The 18,059-nt window shown below is 61.3% G+C and carries 15 protein-coding genes; 11 read left to right on the top strand and 4 right to left on the bottom strand.

Features of this window, described 5'->3' with window-relative positions; translation table 11 throughout:
• Window position 1 precedes the first annotated feature (1 nt).
• From AC1DF3_RS20535 to AC1DF3_RS20585, 11 genes are all read left to right on the top strand, one after another.
• Window positions 2-877 carry a branched-chain amino acid ABC transporter permease gene (locus AC1DF3_RS20535; protein WP_478140688.1) on the top strand — a complete coding sequence of 292 codons (876 nt, stop codon included), beginning with the start codon at window positions 2-4 and terminating at the stop codon, window positions 875-877.
• Window positions 870-1,820, top strand: a complete 951-nt coding sequence (locus tag AC1DF3_RS20540; protein ID WP_478140689.1) for a branched-chain amino acid ABC transporter permease — start codon at window positions 870-872, stop codon at window positions 1,818-1,820. The genes AC1DF3_RS20535 and AC1DF3_RS20540 overlap by 8 nt, the downstream gene beginning before the upstream one ends.
• Window positions 1,817-2,602: an ABC transporter ATP-binding protein gene (locus AC1DF3_RS20545; RefSeq protein ID WP_478140690.1), complete on the top strand. Its 786-nt coding sequence runs from the start codon at window positions 1,817-1,819 to the stop codon at window positions 2,600-2,602. The genes AC1DF3_RS20540 and AC1DF3_RS20545 overlap by 4 nt, the downstream gene beginning before the upstream one ends.
• The gene (locus tag AC1DF3_RS20550) at window positions 2,589-3,311 is read left to right on the top strand and encodes an ABC transporter ATP-binding protein (RefSeq protein ID WP_478140691.1); all 723 of its coding nucleotides are present in this window, start codon (window positions 2,589-2,591) and stop codon (window positions 3,309-3,311) included. The genes AC1DF3_RS20545 and AC1DF3_RS20550 overlap by 14 nt, the downstream gene beginning before the upstream one ends.
• The gene (locus tag AC1DF3_RS20555; RefSeq protein ID WP_478140692.1) at window positions 3,308-4,231 is read left to right on the top strand and encodes an NAD(P)H-dependent flavin oxidoreductase; all 924 of its coding nucleotides are present in this window, start codon (window positions 3,308-3,310) and stop codon (window positions 4,229-4,231) included. Before AC1DF3_RS20550 ends, AC1DF3_RS20555 begins: the two co-directional genes overlap by 4 nt.
• Before the next feature lie 3 nt (window positions 4,232-4,234).
• Window positions 4,235-5,830: an AMP-binding protein gene (locus AC1DF3_RS20560; RefSeq protein ID WP_478140693.1), complete on the top strand. Its 1,596-nt coding sequence runs from the start codon at window positions 4,235-4,237 to the stop codon at window positions 5,828-5,830.
• A gap of 146 nt (window positions 5,831-5,976) precedes the next feature.
• Window positions 5,977-6,759 (top strand): amidohydrolase family protein, encoded by a 783-nt coding sequence (locus AC1DF3_RS20565; protein ID WP_478140694.1) that lies wholly within the window; start codon window positions 5,977-5,979, stop codon window positions 6,757-6,759.
• A 156-nt stretch (window positions 6,760-6,915) separates the two neighbouring features.
• Window positions 6,916-8,505, top strand: a complete 1,590-nt coding sequence (locus AC1DF3_RS20570; RefSeq protein ID WP_478140695.1) for a class I adenylate-forming enzyme family protein — start codon at window positions 6,916-6,918, stop codon at window positions 8,503-8,505.
• An 81-nt stretch (window positions 8,506-8,586) separates the two neighbouring features.
• Window positions 8,587-9,351, top strand: coding sequence for an SDR family NAD(P)-dependent oxidoreductase (locus AC1DF3_RS20575; protein WP_478140696.1), 765 nt, complete (start codon window positions 8,587-8,589; stop codon window positions 9,349-9,351).
• A 12-nt stretch (window positions 9,352-9,363) separates the two neighbouring features.
• The gene (locus AC1DF3_RS20580; protein ID WP_478140697.1) at window positions 9,364-10,296 is read left to right on the top strand and encodes an NmrA family NAD(P)-binding protein; all 933 of its coding nucleotides are present in this window, start codon (window positions 9,364-9,366) and stop codon (window positions 10,294-10,296) included.
• Window positions 10,297-10,563: 267 nt separating this feature from the next.
• On the top strand, window positions 10,564-11,739 hold the full coding sequence (locus AC1DF3_RS20585; RefSeq protein ID WP_478140698.1) for an MDR/zinc-dependent alcohol dehydrogenase-like family protein: 1,176 nt from the start codon (window positions 10,564-10,566) through the stop codon (window positions 11,737-11,739).
• A 318-nt stretch (window positions 11,740-12,057) separates the two neighbouring features.
• Here the strand turns inward: AC1DF3_RS20585 and AC1DF3_RS20590 are convergent, their stop codons facing one another.
• From AC1DF3_RS20590 to AC1DF3_RS20605, 4 genes are all read right to left on the bottom strand, one after another.
• On the bottom strand, window positions 12,058-13,398 hold the full coding sequence (locus AC1DF3_RS20590) for an ATP-binding protein (RefSeq protein WP_478140699.1): 1,341 nt from the start codon (window positions 13,396-13,398) through the stop codon (window positions 12,058-12,060).
• An 8-nt stretch (window positions 13,399-13,406) separates the two neighbouring features.
• Window positions 13,407-15,425 (bottom strand): hypothetical protein, encoded by a 2,019-nt coding sequence (locus tag AC1DF3_RS20595; protein WP_478140700.1) that lies wholly within the window; start codon window positions 15,423-15,425, stop codon window positions 13,407-13,409.
• A gap of 3 nt (window positions 15,426-15,428) precedes the next feature.
• Window positions 15,429-16,259, bottom strand: a complete 831-nt coding sequence (locus AC1DF3_RS20600; protein ID WP_478140701.1) for a PDDEXK family nuclease — start codon at window positions 16,257-16,259, stop codon at window positions 15,429-15,431.
• Between the two features lie 466 nt (window positions 16,260-16,725).
• A complete protein-coding gene (locus AC1DF3_RS20605; RefSeq protein WP_478140702.1) occupies window positions 16,726-17,751 on the bottom strand; it encodes a TniQ family protein in 1,026 nt (341 codons plus the stop codon).
• Window positions 17,752-18,059: the final 308 nt, after the last annotated feature.

An 18,059-nucleotide genomic window follows, 5' to 3' on the forward strand; every position in this document is an offset into this window, starting at 1 on the left:
GATGGGCGCCATTTTCTACCTGCAGCTGGCCATCGCTGGCCTGGGCGTCGGGGCGGTCTACGCGCTCGTCGCGGTCGCCATCGTCATCCCCTACAAGGCTTCCGGTGTGCTCAACTTCGGCCAAGGCGAACTGGCGACGCTGGGTGCCTACGCTGCGCTTGTGCTCGCGTCGTTCCAACTCCCGTATGGTGTCGTCTTCGCGCTGGTGCTGGCGGGTGGCGCGTTGTTCGGCATGGTGATCGAGCGGCTGCTGATCCGGCCCATCGCGAAGGCTCCCGCCTTTACTGTCGTGATCGCGACGTTCGCTATCGGCCTCGCCATCAAAAGCGCGATCTCCGTGCGATGGGGCGACACGGTCTTCAGTGTGGAAGGCCCTTTTGGTGACAACCCGTTGCAGTTTGCGGGTTTGCGCGCCAATCCCACATCGCTCTGGATCGTCTTCTGCACGGTGGCGGTCACGGTGCTGCTCACCCTGTTCTTTCGTTACGCGCGCACCGGCAAGGCGATGCGGGCCGTGGCCCTCAACCCGGAGGCTGCAACGTTGATGGGCATCCGCGTGCATGCGGCTTACCGCTGGGCCTGGGCCATCAGCGCAGCGATCGGGGCGCTGACTGGCCTGCTCGTGGCGCCCGTAGTGGGAGTGAATCCGGAGATCGGGCAGTTGTTCATGCGCGGCTTGGTGGCTGCGGTCCTGGGTGGCTTCACGAGCATCCCCGGCGCCGTGATCGGAGGCCTCGCAGTCGGACTGATCGAAACCTTCGCGTCGATCGCGGTGGGCAGTACGTTCAAGAACCTGGTGCCCTTCATCGTGCTGCTGTTACTGCTCGCCTTCCGGCCGTACGGCCTGTTCGGCACGCGCGAGGTGCATCGTGTTTAAACAACTCTTCGCATGGCCGGCGATCGTCGTGGCCGCACTTCTACTGGCCGGCGCCGTTGTTGGCAGCTACCCCGCCTACATGATGGGGCTGGCGATGGTGAATGTCGTCGCCGCCATCGGGCTGAATCTGCTGGTGGGGAATTCGGGGCAAATCTCGCTGTGTCACTCCTCCTTCATGGCTATCGGCGCTTACTCGGCGGCGCTGCTCGCCGCGTATGCGCGGCTGCCGTTCTGGGTGGCAATCCCCTGCGGTACGGCACTCGCCGCGGGTGTGGGCGCGCTGCTCGCGCTACCGGCGCGGCGTCTGGGCGGCATCTATCTCGCGCTCGCGACGCTCGGCTTCATGCAAATCGTGCAGATTGCGCTGGAGGAGTGGAGCAGCGTAACAGGGGGGGTCCGCGGCTTGAAGATCCCGAAGCCCGAGCTGTGGCCCGGCGCGGTGTTGACGCCGTTCGCCGTGTACGGTGTCGTAGTGGCTGGTTGCGTGCTGGCAGTGTGGACCGCGCATAACCTCCTACATTCGCGACTCGGCCGCGAGCTCAACGCGCTCCGTCTCAGCCCGCATGCTGCGCAAGCGCTCGGCATCTCCTTGGCGCGGATCAAGCTCACGGCGTTCGCCCTGTCCGCCGCCTACGCAGGCTTTGCCGGCGGCCTGTTTGCGCAACTCGTCGGATTCATCGATCCCAACGAGTTCGGCATATCGGCGGCCGTACGCCAGCTCACGTTCATCGTCGTCGGTGGCGTGGGCTCGCTGGCGGGCTCGGTGCTCGGTGCCGTGGTGCTTTCCGGGTTGCCGGAACTGCTGCGCCCGGTCCGCGAATATAACGATCTCGTGTTCGCCCTCGTGCTGGTGGCGTTCATGCTGTTTCTGCCGCATGGCCTGGTGGTGTTGTGGCGCGGCGCCCTGGCGGGGCGTTCAGGTAGTTGGGAGGCGGTCGCATGACGCAGCCGCGGCTTGCCCTCGAAACGGTGGACGTTCGCTTCGGCGGTGTGCACGCCGTCCAGGGGCTCTCCCTCTGCGTTGCCGCTGGTGCCATCCACGGCCTCATCGGGCCGAACGGCGCCGGAAAGACCACCGTGATCAACGTCATCACGGGGGCCGTGCCGATCGCAGCGGGCCGGGTCCGGCTCGACGGTGAAGACATTGGCGGGCTGCCGGCGCACCTGTGCAGCCGGCGCGGCATAGGCCGCACCTTCCAGCATGTGGAGCCCTTCGGCGAAATGAGCGTGCTGGACAACGTGCTGGTGGGCGCGGGCCGGGCCGGCGCCAGCGCGCATGTGTTCCACCAAGCGCTGCGAACCAGCCTCGCGCGCGACGCCGAGGCTGCCATGCGCAAGATGGCGCAGGAGAGCCTCGAGGCATTCGGGCTCGCGGCGGTGCGTGACACTCCCGCCTGCGAGTTGCCGTTCGGTCTCCTGAAGCGGATGGACCTCGCCCGGGCGCTCGCCGCGGCGCCGAAGCTGCTGCTGATGGACGAGCCGACCTCCGGCATGAGCGAGTCGGAAGCAGACAGCGCCGTCGCAGCAGCCCGCGAGCTGGCGGCGCTGCGCGGCATCACCCTGGTTGTGGTGGAACACAACATGCGCGTGATGATGGCACTCGCGCAACGCATCACCGTCATGCAATTCGGCACATTCGTGGCCGAAGGGACGCCAGCCGAGATCCAGCGCGACCCGCGCGTGATCGAGGCCTACCTGGGCGAGGAAACCGATGTTGGCGCTTGAGAATCTGTATTCCGGCTACACGGCCGTGGACGCCGTGCGCGGGTTGAGTCTGCGTGTGCCCGAGCGGTCCATCGTAGCGCTGCTCGGTGCCAACGGCGCCGGCAAGACTGCGGTGATGCGGGCGATCAGTGGGCTGAACCGAATCCGCTCGGGCGAAGTGACCTTCGACGGCAGCCCGCTGCAGGGACGCCATCCGTCGCGCATTACCGCGCTCGGGGTCGTGCAAGTCCCGCAGGGGCGCGCGCTCTTCGGCGCCATGAGCGTCCTAGAAAACCTGGAACTCGGGGCGTACCTGGTGCGCGACCGTGCCGCACGCGAACGCAGCCTCGAACACGTGTTCGCGATGTTCCCCGTGTTGAAGGAGCGTGCCTGGCAGGCGGCAGCGTACCTTTCCGGCGGCGAGCAGCAGATGCTCGCAATCGGCCGTGCACTCATGACGCAGCCGCGCCTGCTCCTGCTGGACGAGCCTTCGCTGGGGCTGGCGCCCAAGGTGTTCGACGGAATCCTGGAGAAGGTGCGCGAGATCCATGCAGCAGGCGCGTCGGTACTGATTGCGGAGCAGAGTGCGCGCAAGGTCCTGCGGATTGCGCAGCACGGCTACGTCCTGGAGAACGGCTCCGTAGCACTCCAGGGCCACGCGGTCGAACTGGCGAATGACCCACGCGTCGCCGAGGCTTACCTCGGGACCAGTCATGAAAGGACGACATGATTCCCCCGCAGCTCCAGGGCGCCTTGCGTCTGCCAATGTTGGCGGCACCGATGTTTCTGGTCTCGAACCCCGAGCTTGTGGTCGCCAGTTGCAAGGCAGGGATCATGGGGACCTTCCCGGCGCTCAATCAGCGCACGTCTGCCGGCTACGAGGATTGGCTCAAGGAGATACGTCGCCGCATCGGCGGCACCGTCCCCATCGGCGTGCAGTTTCCCATCCACCGGATCAATCCCCGCGTCGAAAAGGACTTGGCGATCACCGTTGAACACAAGGTCCCTCTCCTGATCACATCCATGGGAATCACGCGGGAGATCACAGATGCGGTCCATGGCTATGGCGGGCTCGTCTTCCATGACGCGATCAGCGTGCGGCACGCACGAAAGGCACTCGATGCCGATGTCGACGGGATCATCGCCGTGTGCGACGGGGCGGGAGGACACGCTGGAACGTACAACCCGTTTGCATTCCTCGCGGAACTGCGGCCGCTCGTGGGGCCCGACCGCACCTTGCTCCTGGGCGGCTGCATCGGCGATGGGTACTCGATGGCCGGCGCGATCGCCGCGGGTGCCGACCTGGTCTATGTCGGCACGCGGATGGCGGCGACCCGCGAGAGCGGTGCCCAGGAAGGCCACAAGCAGCAGATCGTCGACTCCGACATGACCGACATCGTGTATTCGGACACGGTTGCGGGCGTGGGCGGAAATTGGCTCAAATCGACGATTCCGCAAGTGGCGATCGAAGCGGGAACGATCGATCCCATGGACGACGTGAAAAGGTGGCGCGACATTTGGAGTGCCGGCCAAGGCGTCGGCTCGATTCACGACACGCCGACCGTCGCGGAACTCGTGGAGCGAATGGCGCGCGAATTCGAGCGGGCGGCAGACAGTCTGCAGCTCGCAAGTATCAAGTCGAGGAGATGAGCGATGTCTAAACCCGCCGGCGCCCATGGCGCACCCACGTCGGCCAATGCACGGACTGCAGCGTTCGGTGTGACGCTCGGCGACTTGGTCGTCCAGGCACTCTCGCGGTATCGCTCGGCCGAGGCCTTCGTTGCCGGCGACCGGCGTATCACCTATGCACAGACCTCCGACCTCGTATCGCAATTCACCTCGGCGCTGGCGGTTCGAGGCGTCGGTCCCGGTGTCGGGGTGGTGATGCTGAGCGGGAACATGCCGGAGTCCTGGATCGTTGCGGCGGCGACGTACCTGCTGGGAGGGCGCTTCACAGGGCTCCAGACCCGGGCATCGGTCGAGGAGCACATCGTGGTCTGCAATGACGCAGAGGCTTCCGTCCTGGTCGCCGCGGCACCGTTCAAGGACCAGGCACACCACATCCTCGCTCAAGTCGCTTCGCTCTCGCATGTGATGGTGATCCCGAACGAGGGCGGCTTGCCGAAAGGGGAGTCGCATCTATCCCGGCCAATCAATGCAGGGCCGGCGACCGAAGAGGATGTCGCATGGCTGCAATACACCGGTGGGACGACGGGAAGGCCCAAAGGCGTCATGCAGTCGCATCGCGCGATGGTCCACACGGTCGCCACATGCATGGCCGATGCCGAGTTGCCTCACGTGCCTCGATACCTGGCAGCTGCTCCGCTCACGCACGCCACGGGACTCGGCGTGCTTCCTGCCCTGCTTCGCGGCGGCACCGTGGTCGTCGAGCAAGGCTTCGATCCCGAACGATTCCTGGACATTATCCAAGCCGAGCGGATCAACTGGACCAACGCGATCCCGACAATGATCTACAAACTGTTGGACCACGGTCGCCCCGAAACGAGGAACCTCTCGAGCCTGGAGACCATCTGGTATGCGACCGGGCCGATGTCGCCGGCCCGACTGGCCGAAGCGCGCGAACGCATCGGACCGGTCTTCTCCCAGCTCTATGGCCAGACCGAGTCAGCCGGCGCCGGGACGATTCACACCAAGGCAGCGCACGCGACCGCGACCTTGGAGCAGCTGGCTTCCTGCGGACGAGCGACGCTCGGCACGCGGGTCCGCCTGGTCGACGATGACGGCCACGACGTTCCATTGGGCGAGGTCGGGGAGATCGTGATGCGCAGTCGTGGCGTCATGCTCGGCTACAGGAATCTTCCTGAAGAAACCGAGGCAGCCCTCAAGGGCGGCTGGCTGCACACTGGTGACCTCGCTCGCCAGGACGATCAAGGCTTGATCTACATCGTCGACCGCAAGAAGGACATGATCATTTCGGGCGGCTTCAACATCTATGCCGGCGAAGTCGAACGGGCCATGATCGAACACCCGTCCATCAGCTCGGCTGCAGCCATCGGCGTACCCGACGAGAGGTGGGGCGAGTCGGTCACAGCATTCGTCGTCGCGCGTCCCGGCCAGGTGGTCGATGCGGTTGCCATCCAGAACCACGTGAAGCAGGTCAAGGGCTCGATGTATGCGCCCAAGGAGATCGTCGTCGTGGATTCGCTGCCACTGACGTCGGTCGGGAAAGTGGACAAGAAGGCGCTGCGCGCACCCTATTGGAATAAGACATCGCGCAACGTCAACTGACTCGTCCGCATTCGTTCGCCACGCCATCAAGAAAGGTACCCAGAGTGAGCACAACCCCACCCCGGATAGTTGATTTCCACTCCCATTGGGGGACGGAGCGAGGCTGGAAGGGCAGCCCGTACGAGAGTGCAGAAGATCGCAAGGCCTTGAAGGGCTATTTTAAGTGGGAGATGAGCTTTGTCAGCGAGGAAGAGCAGGCCGCGCGGTTCCGCAGGGACAACGTCCGCGTCATGCTCGACTTCGCTTTCACCTACAGGATGGACATCGGAGCGGTGCGCGATCAGCACGACTACGCGTTCGACTACGCCCGCAAGCACCCGGACGTCGTCCTGGGCAACTGGATCGGCATCGACCCCACGCGGCCGGACCACGTCAGAGAGTTGGAGCGCTGCCTGCGGGATGGCCCGGGACTCGTCGGGCTGTCGGTTCACTCGCTGACGCCCGCGGGCACCCCGGATCAACCCGCGTGGGATCGGTGCCTGAGAATGTGCATCGAGGCCAACCGCCCGGTCCTGATGCATGTGGGCATGTCCGCAACCGGCGCAGGAACTCGCGGTGGCATGGGCATCACGCTCGAGGGCTCGCACCCGCGGTACGTTGACCGAGTCGCGGCAAAGTACCCGGACCTGAACGTAATCGCCGCTCGCGTCGCGTGGCCTTGGCAGTCCGAGATGATCGCGATCGCCCTCCACAAGGCGAACGTCTGGATGGAGCTTCATGGTTGGTCTCCCCGCTACTTCTCGGAGGAACTGAAGCGCGAGATTGCAAGACGACTGCGGAAGAAGACTTTTTTCGGTGCCGACTACCCGATGCTCGGTCACGAACGCCTCGCGAGGGAATGGGTCGAGCAGGGCTTCGAGCAGGACGTCCTCGAGGACGTGTTTTTCCGTAATGCCGATTCGTTCCTGGCCTCCATAGGTCTTGAGTGATCGATGGCGGTCTGACGGGCAAGGTCGCAACCCGCGGCGGCAGCGCGCACCGACCCCGGAACCGCCACTAATAGGCGCGCACCGCGCCTTGACACCGGCTCGTGCATCCAATAAACTGAGCGCTCAGTCAGTCGAAAAATATACAAAGGAATGACTATGATCCAGGCACCCCGCAGCCACCCCCCGGAGCTGCAGGCCGAGTACCGACGGCAGGGCTGGTGGAGCGATCGCGTCTTCAGCGACTTGCTCGCCCAGCGTGCGGGCGAGGACGGCGGCCGCGCCGCCTTCAAGGACGACAGGCGCACCCTCACCTACCGCCAGCTGTGGTCCGAGGTGAAGCGCTTCGCCGAATTCCTGCGGCGCCAGGGCGTCGGGCGCGGTGACGTCGTCACGCTGCAACTGCCCAACCGGATCGAATTCCCGGTGGTGTTCTTCGCGCTGGAGCTGATCGGCGCGGTGGCCAACAAGGTCAGCTCGGACATGCGCAAGCTGGAGCTGGACTACATCCTGCGGTTTTCGAAGTCGGCGGCGTACGTCTGCCCGCACATGTTCAAGGGCCACGACTACGTCGACATGATCCAGGGCGTCCGCGGCGGCCTGCCCGACCTGCGCACGGTGATCTGTATCGATACGATCGATGCGCCCGGTGTCATTTCCTTCGCGCAGGCGCTCGAGGGCACGCCGGAGATTACCGACGCGGACCGCGTGCGCATGGGCCCCGACGAGGTGATGCGCATGTGCTTCACCTCGGGCACCACCGGTAACCCGAAGGGTGTGCTGCACAGCTTCAACACGACGCTGTGCGTTGCGGAATTCATCAACATGCCCCTTGGCATGACACGCGACGACGTGGTCCTGCTCTTCATGCCCGTCGGCCTCAACACCGGCTATTGCACGCTGCTGCAGATCGTGCTGGCGGGTGCGCGCGGCGTGCTGATGGAGCGCTTCTCGTCGGCGGCCGCGCTGGCCCTCATCGCACGCGAGCGGATCACGTACTTTCCGACGCCGCCGGCGGCCATGGTCGCCATGATCAACAGTGAGGAACTGCGCCGCCACGACCTGTCGTCGCTACGCGTGATGCTCAGCGGCGGTGCGCCGGCGTCGGTGGAAGCCATCAAGGACTTCCAGGCGGCGTTGCCGGGCGTGAAGCTTGTGGAGGCATATGGCATGCTGGAAACGGGGATCCACACCTGCACCCGGATGGACGACGACCCGCTCGAGGTGATGGGCACGGTAGGGCGCGTGCTGCCCCAGATGGAAGTGGACATCATGGAGGGCGAGATCGTCGCCCGTGGGCCTTCGGTACACCTGGGCTACCTGGACAACGATGCGGCCAACCGCGAGTCCTTCACGCCGGACGGCTGGTTCCGCACCGGCGACCTCGGCGAGATCGCCGACGGCAAGGGCAACCTGCGCATCTCCGGTCGCAAGAAGGAGATCGTCAACCGCGCCGGCAAGAAGTACTTTCCGCGCGAGATCGAGGAGCTGCTGTACCAGCATCCCGCCTTCCTGCAGGTGGCGATCGTCGGCATGCCGGATGCGCGCCTCGGTGAGCGCAACTGCCTGTGCGCGATCTTCAAGCCCGGGCTGTCGATCACGCTGGACGAAGTGGTAGGCCTGCTGAAAGGCCGGGTGGCAGATTACAAGCTGCCCGAGCAGCTCGAGGTAATGACCGACTTCCCCATGACCCCCAGTGGCAAGATCCGCCGCCCCGAACTGGTGAGACAGCTGTCGGCGAGGGCATGAGGCCAGCGCTCAGAAGGTGGACTTGTATTTGGGAACAGGCCTGTAGCCGGCCGATCCCACAAATCTCAGAAGGAAAATAGCATGGATCTGAAACTGCGCGGCAAGTTCGCCGTCGTGAACGGCGCGAGCCAGGGCATCGGTTTCGCGATCGCCCATATCTTGGCGTCGGAAGGCGCAGAGGTTCTGATCAGCGCACGCAAGCTCGAGCCGCTCGAGGCCGCCGCCGAGCGGTTGCGCGCCGAGACCGGCGGGACCATCCGCACTGTCGTCGGCGACATCCGCATGGCCGACGGCATCGCGAACATCCTCGCCGCCGTCGATGCGCAAGGCGGCGTCGACATCCTCGTCAACAACGACGGGGCGCCACCGATCGGCGAGGCGATCGAATTCGACGACGTGCGCTGGATGCGGGCAGTTGAACAGAACCTGATGAGCGTCGTGCGCATGGTGCGCGGCGTCGTCCCCGGCATGAGGCGTCGCGGCGGCGGCAGCATCGTCAACATCGCCGCGCTTTCTGCGCTCCAGCCGATCCCGAAGTTCGGGTTGTCGGTTGCAACGTGGGCCGGCGTCATTGGGCTCGCGAAGACCCTGTCGTTGGAGCTCGCGCGCGACCACATTCGCATCAACACGCTCTGCCCGGGCTTCGTGCAAACGCCGCGGCTCGACGTCGTGAACGCAGCCGAGAGCCCGGACTTCCAGGAGATGATCGCTGCAATCCCCTTGGGTCGCATGGCACAGCCGGAAGAGATCGCCTCGGTGGCGGCGTTCCTCGCGTCGCCCGCAGCTTCCTACGTGACCGGAACCACTCTCGCGGTGGACGGCGGTTCGAACAAGAGCCTCGCTTAGGAGATAGTAGCCATGCGTATTGCCGTGGTGGGCGCGACCGGCAGGGTCGGCGCCAAACTTACCGAGAACCTTCTGGCCAAAGGCCATTCGGTCAAAGCCCTTTCGAGAGGAGGGCCCGCGCTCGATGCACTTGTCGCGAAAGGAGCGGAACCGTTCCTTGGCAGCTTCGATACCGGTGACGGTGAGCTTGGCAAGTTCTTCGAAGACGCGGACGCTGCATTCCTGATGGTCAAGACCATTTGGCAGGCCGAGGACTTTCATGGGCACTACCCTGAGGTAGCGCTTCGGTTTTTCGACGCACTTCGGGATTCCCCTGTGAAACTTGCCGTGAGCCTGACCGCCATGGGCTCCGAGGTCAGCGGAAACACCGGCCATTTTCAGGGCTTCCATATCCTGGATGAGATCCTCAACCGACTGCGCGACATGAAACTGGTGCACCTGCAGGGCGGCTGGTTCATGGAGGACCTGTCCAGGTGGGCCGACGCAATCGCGCACCACGGCAGGATCGGCTGGTCGCTTGACCCCACGGTCAAGGCGCCTTGGATCGCCATCCAGGACATCGCAGATCTCGCGGCGAAGGAGTTCGACACGCCGACCGACCGGCACCGATCCGTAAAGCAACTGGGCATCGATTACACGATGCCCGAAACTGCCGCGATCATCAGCCGGGCGCTCGGTAGCGAGGTGAGCTATCGGTTCGTAAGGAATGATCGCGAGCTTGAGACGGTATTTCGAGAGAGCTTCGGAACTCTCGACCGGTGGGTCTATGACTACAACACCTTGGCTGCTCTCAACGATGGGCGTGTGAAGTTTCGCGAGGGCCGTCCTGCGCTGCGCACAACGATGGATGATTTCGCCAAGAACACACTCAGACCGCTGATCGAGAAGGCGCGGACGGACGGCGTCAAACCAGAGACCTTCCTGACGTGGATGTCACGAGGATAGCGAGCGAAATCCACGTGAGCGCGCCCGTGGCCGACCCCATCCGCTGACAGCCAATCACCGTATAGGCGATGAAAGTCTTCGCCAGCGTTGGACGTCGCCGTGCGGCATGGGACGCATAAGGGCCAAGGGATCAGCGAAGGCATTCGTTCCGTAGGTGGAGTGCAATCCCCGCCCGTGAACGACGCTGGCCGCCGACGGCGGCACAAGTACGAACCTCCCGAGAGGTTTGCCTCAGTAAGTTAGTTGCCAAGGGCTCAATTGCAGCCCATGGCCTTGATGGATAGGGAATTTGCAATGGCCGACGAAAAATTCATGTCGACGGGTCTCCGGACGTTGATCACTCCGGACGGCGAACTGCGTGTCACGCTGGAAGAAGAGTCTATTGGAGACATCGCGCCCGACGAGGTCGTCGTTCGGGTCGAGGCGAGCCCCATCAATCCAACGGACGTCGGCCTCCTTTTTGGACCCGCTGATTTTTCTCGAATGGAGGCCTTTTCCCAGAATGGGCGTCCGGGGCTGCGCGCGCCTATACCTTCCAAGCACATGAGTTCTCACGAGTTCAGGCCGAGGATCGGGAAGTCGTTGCCCGTTGGAACCGAGGGGGCCGGTACGGTGGTTCAAGCGGGGGCAAATGCCGTCGATTTGATCGGCAAGACCGTCAGCACCATGAGCGGGGGAATGTATGCCGGCTTTCGACGCGTGAAGGCGGGCGACTGCGTGGTCCTTCCGGAGGGCACGAGCGTTCAGGCCGCCGCCTCGATGAATGCGAACCCGTTGACCGCTCTGTGCATGATCGAGGTCATGCGCAGCGAGGGGCACACTGCGCTGATTCATTCGGCGGCGGCTTCAAGTTTGGGCCAGATGCTCAATCGCATCTGCATCAAGGATGGAATCCCGCTCGTCAATATTGTCCGATCCGAGGACCAGGTCAAAACCTTGCATTCGATCGGAGCCCAATATGTTGTCAACTCGAGCGCCAAGTCGTTCTTCGAGGATCTGACGATGGCCATCGCGGCTACGGGGGCAACCTTAGCGTTTGACGCCGTTGGCGGCGGAGATTTGACGGATACCATTCTTCGCGCCATCGAAGCGTCCCTGGGCGCACGCCAGATCGCATTCAGTCGCTACGGAACAGCGACTGCGAAGCAGGTTTATATCTATGGGTCCCTCAATCTCGAGCCGACAGTTCTTACGCGGACCTATGGAAGTTCATGGTCGGTTGGCAGATGGTTGTTCTTGAACTTCTTGCAAAAAGCCGGGAACGAAACGTCTCTTGCATTGAAAAAGAGAGTGCTTCGAGAACTGTCGACGACCTTTGCCGTGCAGTACAAGGGAACACTTTCGCTTAATGACGTTCTCAACCCCGAAATCGCCAAAGAGTTTGCGAAAAGATCGACGGGCAACAAGTTCTTGGTGAACCCGTCGCTTCGATCGACGCATTAGAAGCGCACTCCGCCTCATGGAGGGCCTGGGCGCATCGATCACTCACCCCCTCAGGGCGGAGCGGCGGCAGCGCGGCGGATGTCCCACAGACAGAGGGCGGCGGACTTTACTTCGCAATCGCGGCGGACTCTATTATTCTCGGCGGACCTTATTGTTGCTGAACAATTGTTGCGCAACAATAAAGTCCGCCGAATTCGCGTGAGCTAAGTCCTTGTCGGGAATGGACTATTTCTTCGCCGCGGCGACATGCAAAGTCCGCCGTAACATTCGCCGGTCCCGGCGCCGCGGATCACTCTAGGGCAGGCATTGGGGCGCGCCTCACTTCCTCTTGTGAAAGACACGGCGGAAGTTCCTCAGGAACTCCTCGGATTTCCCCTCCCCAACCGTCGAAGCCTTGCCGGAAGGCCCTGCGTCGCTCGCACCTTCCATCACCCCTCCCTTGCGGCCGTCTGACAGCAACGCATCCCTCTCTGATTGATTCAACGCAGCACGAGTGACGATATAGGCTCTCCCCATTTGCTTAAGCTTCGCCAATTCCTCGCGATACGGCGCTTCCCGCTCAGATTTGAACGGACTTAGCAGATTCGCATCCGGCCTCTCGCCCTTTGCGGCGTAGGCAATCAACTGTTCGATCGAACGGCGAAAGATGGAAAAATCAGCCGAATCGTACGTCAATATCACTGCGTCCCATGCAACGACTGTGTTCCCCTTCTCTCGTTCGCGCCAGTAGGACTTGAGCAGTAGCTCGCACACGTCTCTCTTGACTGCTGCCGATAGATTCCAGAGGTCACGAGCGTGATCGACAAAGCGGAACGCAAACACCTCCTTCACTGGAAGGTTCAGCTCCGCCATGAACGATAGCCAGTCGTCGGAGTCGGGAAGATCCGGAACCACTACCCGGGTTGAAGTAAATACTCGATCTCTAAGCTCCGGTGTTAGCCGCTCTATAAGACGGGAACATAGGCTAAAGTTCGCGGCAAACACAAATGGGATACCGAGATACGATACTTCCAAAACTACTCTGGTGACCGCCGTAACTGCGGACTCGCTCAGAGTCAAGAACTGAAGTTCATCAAGAAGAATGATGCATGTCCCCACTCTATAAAGATGCCGCGCGCAGCCATTCGAAACCTCATCTACCCTGAGTCCTTGAGAAAAGAAACCTGGGCCGCCAAGCACTCTAACGATCGAAGTCGAGTTGGTCTGCCGACGTACCTTGACCGCGCTGCTCGCAATGAACGGGAATGGCATGTATTCCGCTCCGACGGAAACGGTTCCATCGGGAGGCAAAACCCGAGGCACCGCTGAGAGAATCGACGACTTCCCGATTCCATTCAAGCCCGTAATGCACAAAGGAACAGCAGGCTTCTCAGGCTCAAATCGCGCAGCGAGACAGCGCTCAAGGAATGACCGAGTATCCGGGTATTTCCCTTGCGCATGGGCATGAGCGTTGCCAGCCATTTGAAGAATCAGTTCGGTGGATTGCTTAGTCGGAGAGAAGAATCGCTCCCATTCTGTGCGGATACGATCGCACGCTACGGCAACTGGCAGCGCATTCAAACCCGGGAGATGCTTCGCAGGAAGTCGCGACCTTTCCTCGATCAGCTCCGCTGAAAGGATCTCCTCGAACCGGTTTGACCAGAGAGTATGCGAGTCCATGGCACCTCCTACCGCCCACGCAATATCCTGTCCTCCTCACGCTCATCGGCCAAGCCCGATTCACTTCGGCGCGGACGACCTTTCCTACGAGCGCCCAAGCTCACCTTCTCTCCCGTCACTTCTTCGGAATCAAGCATCCGTTGACCCGTAACTGCAGCGCGATGCTTTCTGAACCTAGTGTCAGTTGCTCTGATGTGCCCCTCTCTCTCCTTCAGGTCCTCGAGAGGTATAAAGTACTCATCGACTCCGGCGCGGTGCGGAATCTGCATATCAAGCTCGACGATCCTTCCATGGACATCAATCCAGACGTGCCTGACGCAGGCCTCGAGCACGTAGATCTCGACATCGATTGACTGATTCCCAGAGATCTTGTCGCGGAATCCTGTTGCGTCAAAAGCTTTCGAACCAAAAACCCGGTCATGGAGAACTACCCCTCTTCGATCGACTTTCGCGGGAACTATCGTAAGGAACGCACGAACTGCTTCGTCGAAGCTCATCGGTATTGCATTGTTCCTTTCAAGCCGGTCCAGTTCGCGTGCCAGGTTGTTCGGCGTACGAGGACAGACGACGTCCAACAGATCATCCGGAACGCGACTACTCACGTCCATGCTGTTGTTATCACCTATCAGACGCAGAATCTCCTCTTGGATGAGTTGAAAGACGTTCTTGTTGCTGGGAATGAAGGTATCCCCCTCGTCATCCCTTTGTGCTCTTGGGTTAGATGCTTCTATCAAGGCTTTCGACTGAGCGGCTCCGGAAGGAGCCAGGGCCTTCACGACAGCATCGAACTCCGGGTCGCGAGAGAACGCTCCCGGGGACGCGCCCGCACCGCGGTCTTCCGCATCGTAGGCGCAGACGCCCTCCCCCTCCCATTGGTGGGCTTCAATCGTCAATCCGAAGAGGTAGCAGAACTTGACCTTGTTGATGGCTTCGCAAAAGCGTGCCATCCGATACTGGGACGACTTTTCCGAACCCAGTGAGAACCCGATGCCCGTGAACTTTCCTGCTGTCACATCCCGGCGCCTACAGACTCGCAGGGGCCTCAATGGGCTGTTCTTGAAGAGCCCTTTTGGACACTCCTTCATAACATACACATCCGTCTCGACCCGCTCCATGAGGTTGCAGACATTGGCGCTGAAGCTACCTTGAAATGGTGAGAACTCTGACCGCTCTCGGGTCTTCCCGATTCGAGTTGATCTGACATCGCCGTGCCCGTACTTCTTGTTAACGTGGTCCCAATATTCATTGCTCGAGGGAAAGTGAACACCATCTGGGTGGTAGTACTCGCTATGACCATCTCCCCGCTCGCGAACTCGGCAGCCAAAGTCGTCCACCATCGCTCTCGCATAGATCAAGTTATCACGAACCCCAAGCCCTCTGTATTTCTGAAAGGTTTCGAGAATCGCCGACTCCATGTCTGCGTCTACGTTGTAGCCAGCGCCCGGTCCCTTGTCTTTGTCAGGTGCGCCTCGCTTCGCCGTTGATGGGTTGTCGTCCCTTGACCAAGTACCGATCTTTCCCTTGCGATAGTGGAGGACGATTTCCCGCTTGCCAAAGGCGAGGTAAAGGTAGAAGCAAAGTCGGAATCGAACTTCCTTCATCGCGCATGCTCGGGCGTAGCTGTTCAATATGCGGTCCGGATCGTCCGAGCGCAGTACGTCCTGAAAGACTTTGACGGCAGGCGAGATCGCCTCGACTTTTCCATGCATTCGATCCGCATGCGCTTTCTTCTTCGATCTGCGACGAGCGTCGCTGTCATTGAGATCACCTGCGTCCACGCCCTCAAACCAGAAAGGAAGCAATGCCTGTGGCTCGACCCTGCTGATCTGACCAGTCCGGATGCCATCTTCGAAGTCGCCTCCTCGCATCCGCAGCAGGTACGCCGCGGGCTCRTCGCGACACATCTCGAACCAAACCAAGGAGACCAATCCGGTCCTGTTTGTGTCGTTCAGCAGGACGTGATAGGTGTGAGCCTTCTCCAGCTGCTGATAACCCTTCTGCGCTACGTACTGTGTACCAAGGGACATGACCTACCTCGTGAACCAATGCCTGTATTTGTCCATCACATCCCGCGCCTGGGGAACCAAAGGACGGTCAAGACGAATCGGTCTGAATAGGTCGACAAGCAGCTTTCGATGCCAGATCGCTTGATAGAGGACGACCTTGGCCTGATAGGTTTCGAGCGAGCGGTCCCGTCGCATCATGCGGTAGATGGCTTCGAGGGGAGATTCGCCGCATGACAGAGCCGCCTGGAAGTTGCTGACGATCTCGGCATGTCTCGATTCCGCGATGGTGGACCGCCGCGCATGCCAGAGCAGTAGTTCGAGGAGATTCGCCACCAAGTGGAAATCAAGCTCTTCCTCAACGGCAACCTGAACGGTCTTGATTCCCCCGCCGGCATACCTCACTTCCTCGATGAGATGACGTGCTACGAGGGCCGCGTCGCCACGCGAACGGTTTGTCATCCTTCGCCAATGGTTCTTGACGAACTCATCCGCCCGAAGCTTGATGTCAAGATTGACGCAAAAAGGGCCACTTGCATCGAGGAGAAAAAGCAGCAGGTCGCCGATCCAAGCCGATGGAATCCGAAAGCGATCGCCGTTCTCGTCGTGACACCATATGAGCGGATAGAAGTCCAGTAACCCCAGTCCTTCCGCGATCTGTATGGCGCCCGGCAACGATTGCAGGAGCAACTGTGGGCAGCGCGGATGCCCGCTGAGTGGATGCGGCCGCTCATCAAAATGCAGCAGCCGTTGTTCCTGAATGTCGAACAGCCAAGGGCAGTACAGCACTACCAGTAGCACTGCTAGTTCAGCTGTCGACAGCACGTGGATGTGTCGGCCGATCTTCGACCAGTACACCTGATACGCCCAAGAATCCCGGGGCGCTTCTTGTTTCGTCGCCAGGATCGAGGGTACGTAGTTGCTGCCAAAAGAGGGGGGATCTTGCCTTGACAAGATCTTCGCTAGCCACGTCAGTGCTGGTGGCCTTGCACGCCCCATGTTGACCTCACTGCCGAAGTCAGACCGATGCCCATTTGCAGCAAGACGCTTTCGTGGCAAGGACGCCCGTCGATTGGCGACCTGCTTTCGCTCGTGCGGGACCCGGCCGCCTTCGCGCCCAGGTCACCCTCGATTGCTGTTGTACCACATCGGCGACGTTGACGCAAGATGTCGGCACTTAGACGCTGTACACAGCATATTTCGCGCACATATCTGACGAAAATTAAAGTTCGCGCCATACTCTGGTTACGGAATCCAAAAGCGCAAAGCCGCAGCGTCGAATCGCGACTACACCGAACTGGACCTAAATCGTCGTTCCATGCTGCTAAGACAGACCGCCCCGTCGAAGCGGGGAACACGCCGAAGCGCCTGCGCCAACCAGCGTCTGAAGCGGAGCCGGTAATCGTTTAGCCAAGCGCATAGCGAAGTACGCGTTTGTGAAGGTCCGCCAACTTCCAAAAGCCCATGCGATCGTCGGCACGTGCCAGATCGGGTTTGTCTGTCGGCGGTACAACGACACCGAATTGATAGCAAGCCTGACTGCACCTACGTGCAACAAGTCGGAGTAGTCGGCGTACCCGCCTAGAGACGAGCAGAATGGTGCGAACTGACGTGCGACCTCCAGTCGGCAAAGTTGCATAGAGTTTGCTTTGAGCAGGCCCCGCCGGTGGTAAGCCAGCAGGTACGTAGCTCGCGTGACCATCGGATTCAGACGGGCCCTTGAACCGAAGGTGCCGATTGCGCACGCGATATGCGAAGCCACTGCACCAGCTTCGACGTCGACATCGTTGTTGTTCTGAGGCGCTTCAAGAACCTCGAGCCTAGGCAGCAACCAAGAGGACCCGCTCCCCACCACAACATCACTCCGTACTCGGTCAAGCAAAACGCCATGCCGCAGACAGAGGGTCACCCCCGGAAATTGATGCGCTAAATGCCAGTAGGCGACGCCGAACTCCTCGACGTCTTGGCGCATGCATGAGCCGCACGCTCTGAGGGGATGTTTCCGTCCGAAACCTCCCGTTCCCAAAATCAGCGACTCACACGACCATCGAGTCGGGACATCTTGAAACGAATCGAGGATCGCGTTGGCAACAGGACCAGGCACGAGCCACAGATAGAACGGGAACACCGTATGCGAAAGGACGATGTCGATCGGGGTGCCGAGCTCTCCCCTCGCCTTTTGCGCAAATGATGCGAGGCGCTCGCCGAAACCTTCCGGTCGCTTCCCGCACGGCTCGCCAAATAGTTCACGGTAAGTTTCGACAGGGCGGGTGTTCGCCGACAGTCGATGGTGTCGACCGCAGAGACTGTAGAGCGTCTCGTCAGGAAACCAACATCTGGGGATGACCATTTTACGAGAAGACGGCTCGGGGGCCCATCAGGCGGCGGGTTTGAACGCGCCCCACATTGGCTTTCACCGACCTCGAGCGAGCCAGTCGATGGGATGGAGCCGAAGAACAACCAAATTCTGGATCATACAACAGGGTGCAAATGACAGGCATGCGGTCAGAGTTGCCGCATGCTGTCGAACCAAGATTCCATCCCACGGCATCAATTCGCGGCCGAGGTGAAGGACCTACCATCAGTTTTTCAGAGCAGTAGAGACGTGGGAGCGACTGCGACCGGTGTGAACCGGCCGCTCTTTGCCAGGATTGAGGT

The sequence above is a fragment of the Variovorax sp. 10N432 genome, assembly GCF_056394465.1.

Coding starts and splice junctions, on each gene's coding strand:
- AC1DF3_RS20575 (WP_478140696.1), top strand. CDS start 8,587: ATGGATCTGAAACTGCGCGGCAAGTTCGCCGTCGTGAACGGCGCGAGC.
- AC1DF3_RS20535 (WP_478140688.1), top strand. CDS start 2: ATGGGCGCCATTTTCTACCTGCAGCTGGCCATCGCTGGCCTGGGCGTC.
- AC1DF3_RS20580 (WP_478140697.1), top strand. CDS start 9,364: ATGCGTATTGCCGTGGTGGGCGCGACCGGCAGGGTCGGCGCCAAACTT.
- AC1DF3_RS20545 (WP_478140690.1), top strand. CDS start 1,817: ATGACGCAGCCGCGGCTTGCCCTCGAAACGGTGGACGTTCGCTTCGGC.
- AC1DF3_RS20570 (WP_478140695.1), top strand. CDS start 6,916: ATGATCCAGGCACCCCGCAGCCACCCCCCGGAGCTGCAGGCCGAGTAC.
- AC1DF3_RS20550 (WP_478140691.1), top strand. CDS start 2,589: ATGTTGGCGCTTGAGAATCTGTATTCCGGCTACACGGCCGTGGACGCC.
- AC1DF3_RS20590 (WP_478140699.1), bottom strand. CDS start 13,398: ATGGACTCGCATACTCTCTGGTCAAACCGGTTCGAGGAGATCCTTTCA.
- AC1DF3_RS20555 (WP_478140692.1), top strand. CDS start 3,308: ATGATTCCCCCGCAGCTCCAGGGCGCCTTGCGTCTGCCAATGTTGGCG.
- AC1DF3_RS20560 (WP_478140693.1), top strand. CDS start 4,235: ATGTCTAAACCCGCCGGCGCCCATGGCGCACCCACGTCGGCCAATGCA.
- AC1DF3_RS20585 (WP_478140698.1), top strand. CDS start 10,564: ATGGCCTTGATGGATAGGGAATTTGCAATGGCCGACGAAAAATTCATG.
- AC1DF3_RS20605 (WP_478140702.1), bottom strand. CDS start 17,751: ATGGTCATCCCCAGATGTTGGTTTCCTGACGAGACGCTCTACAGTCTC.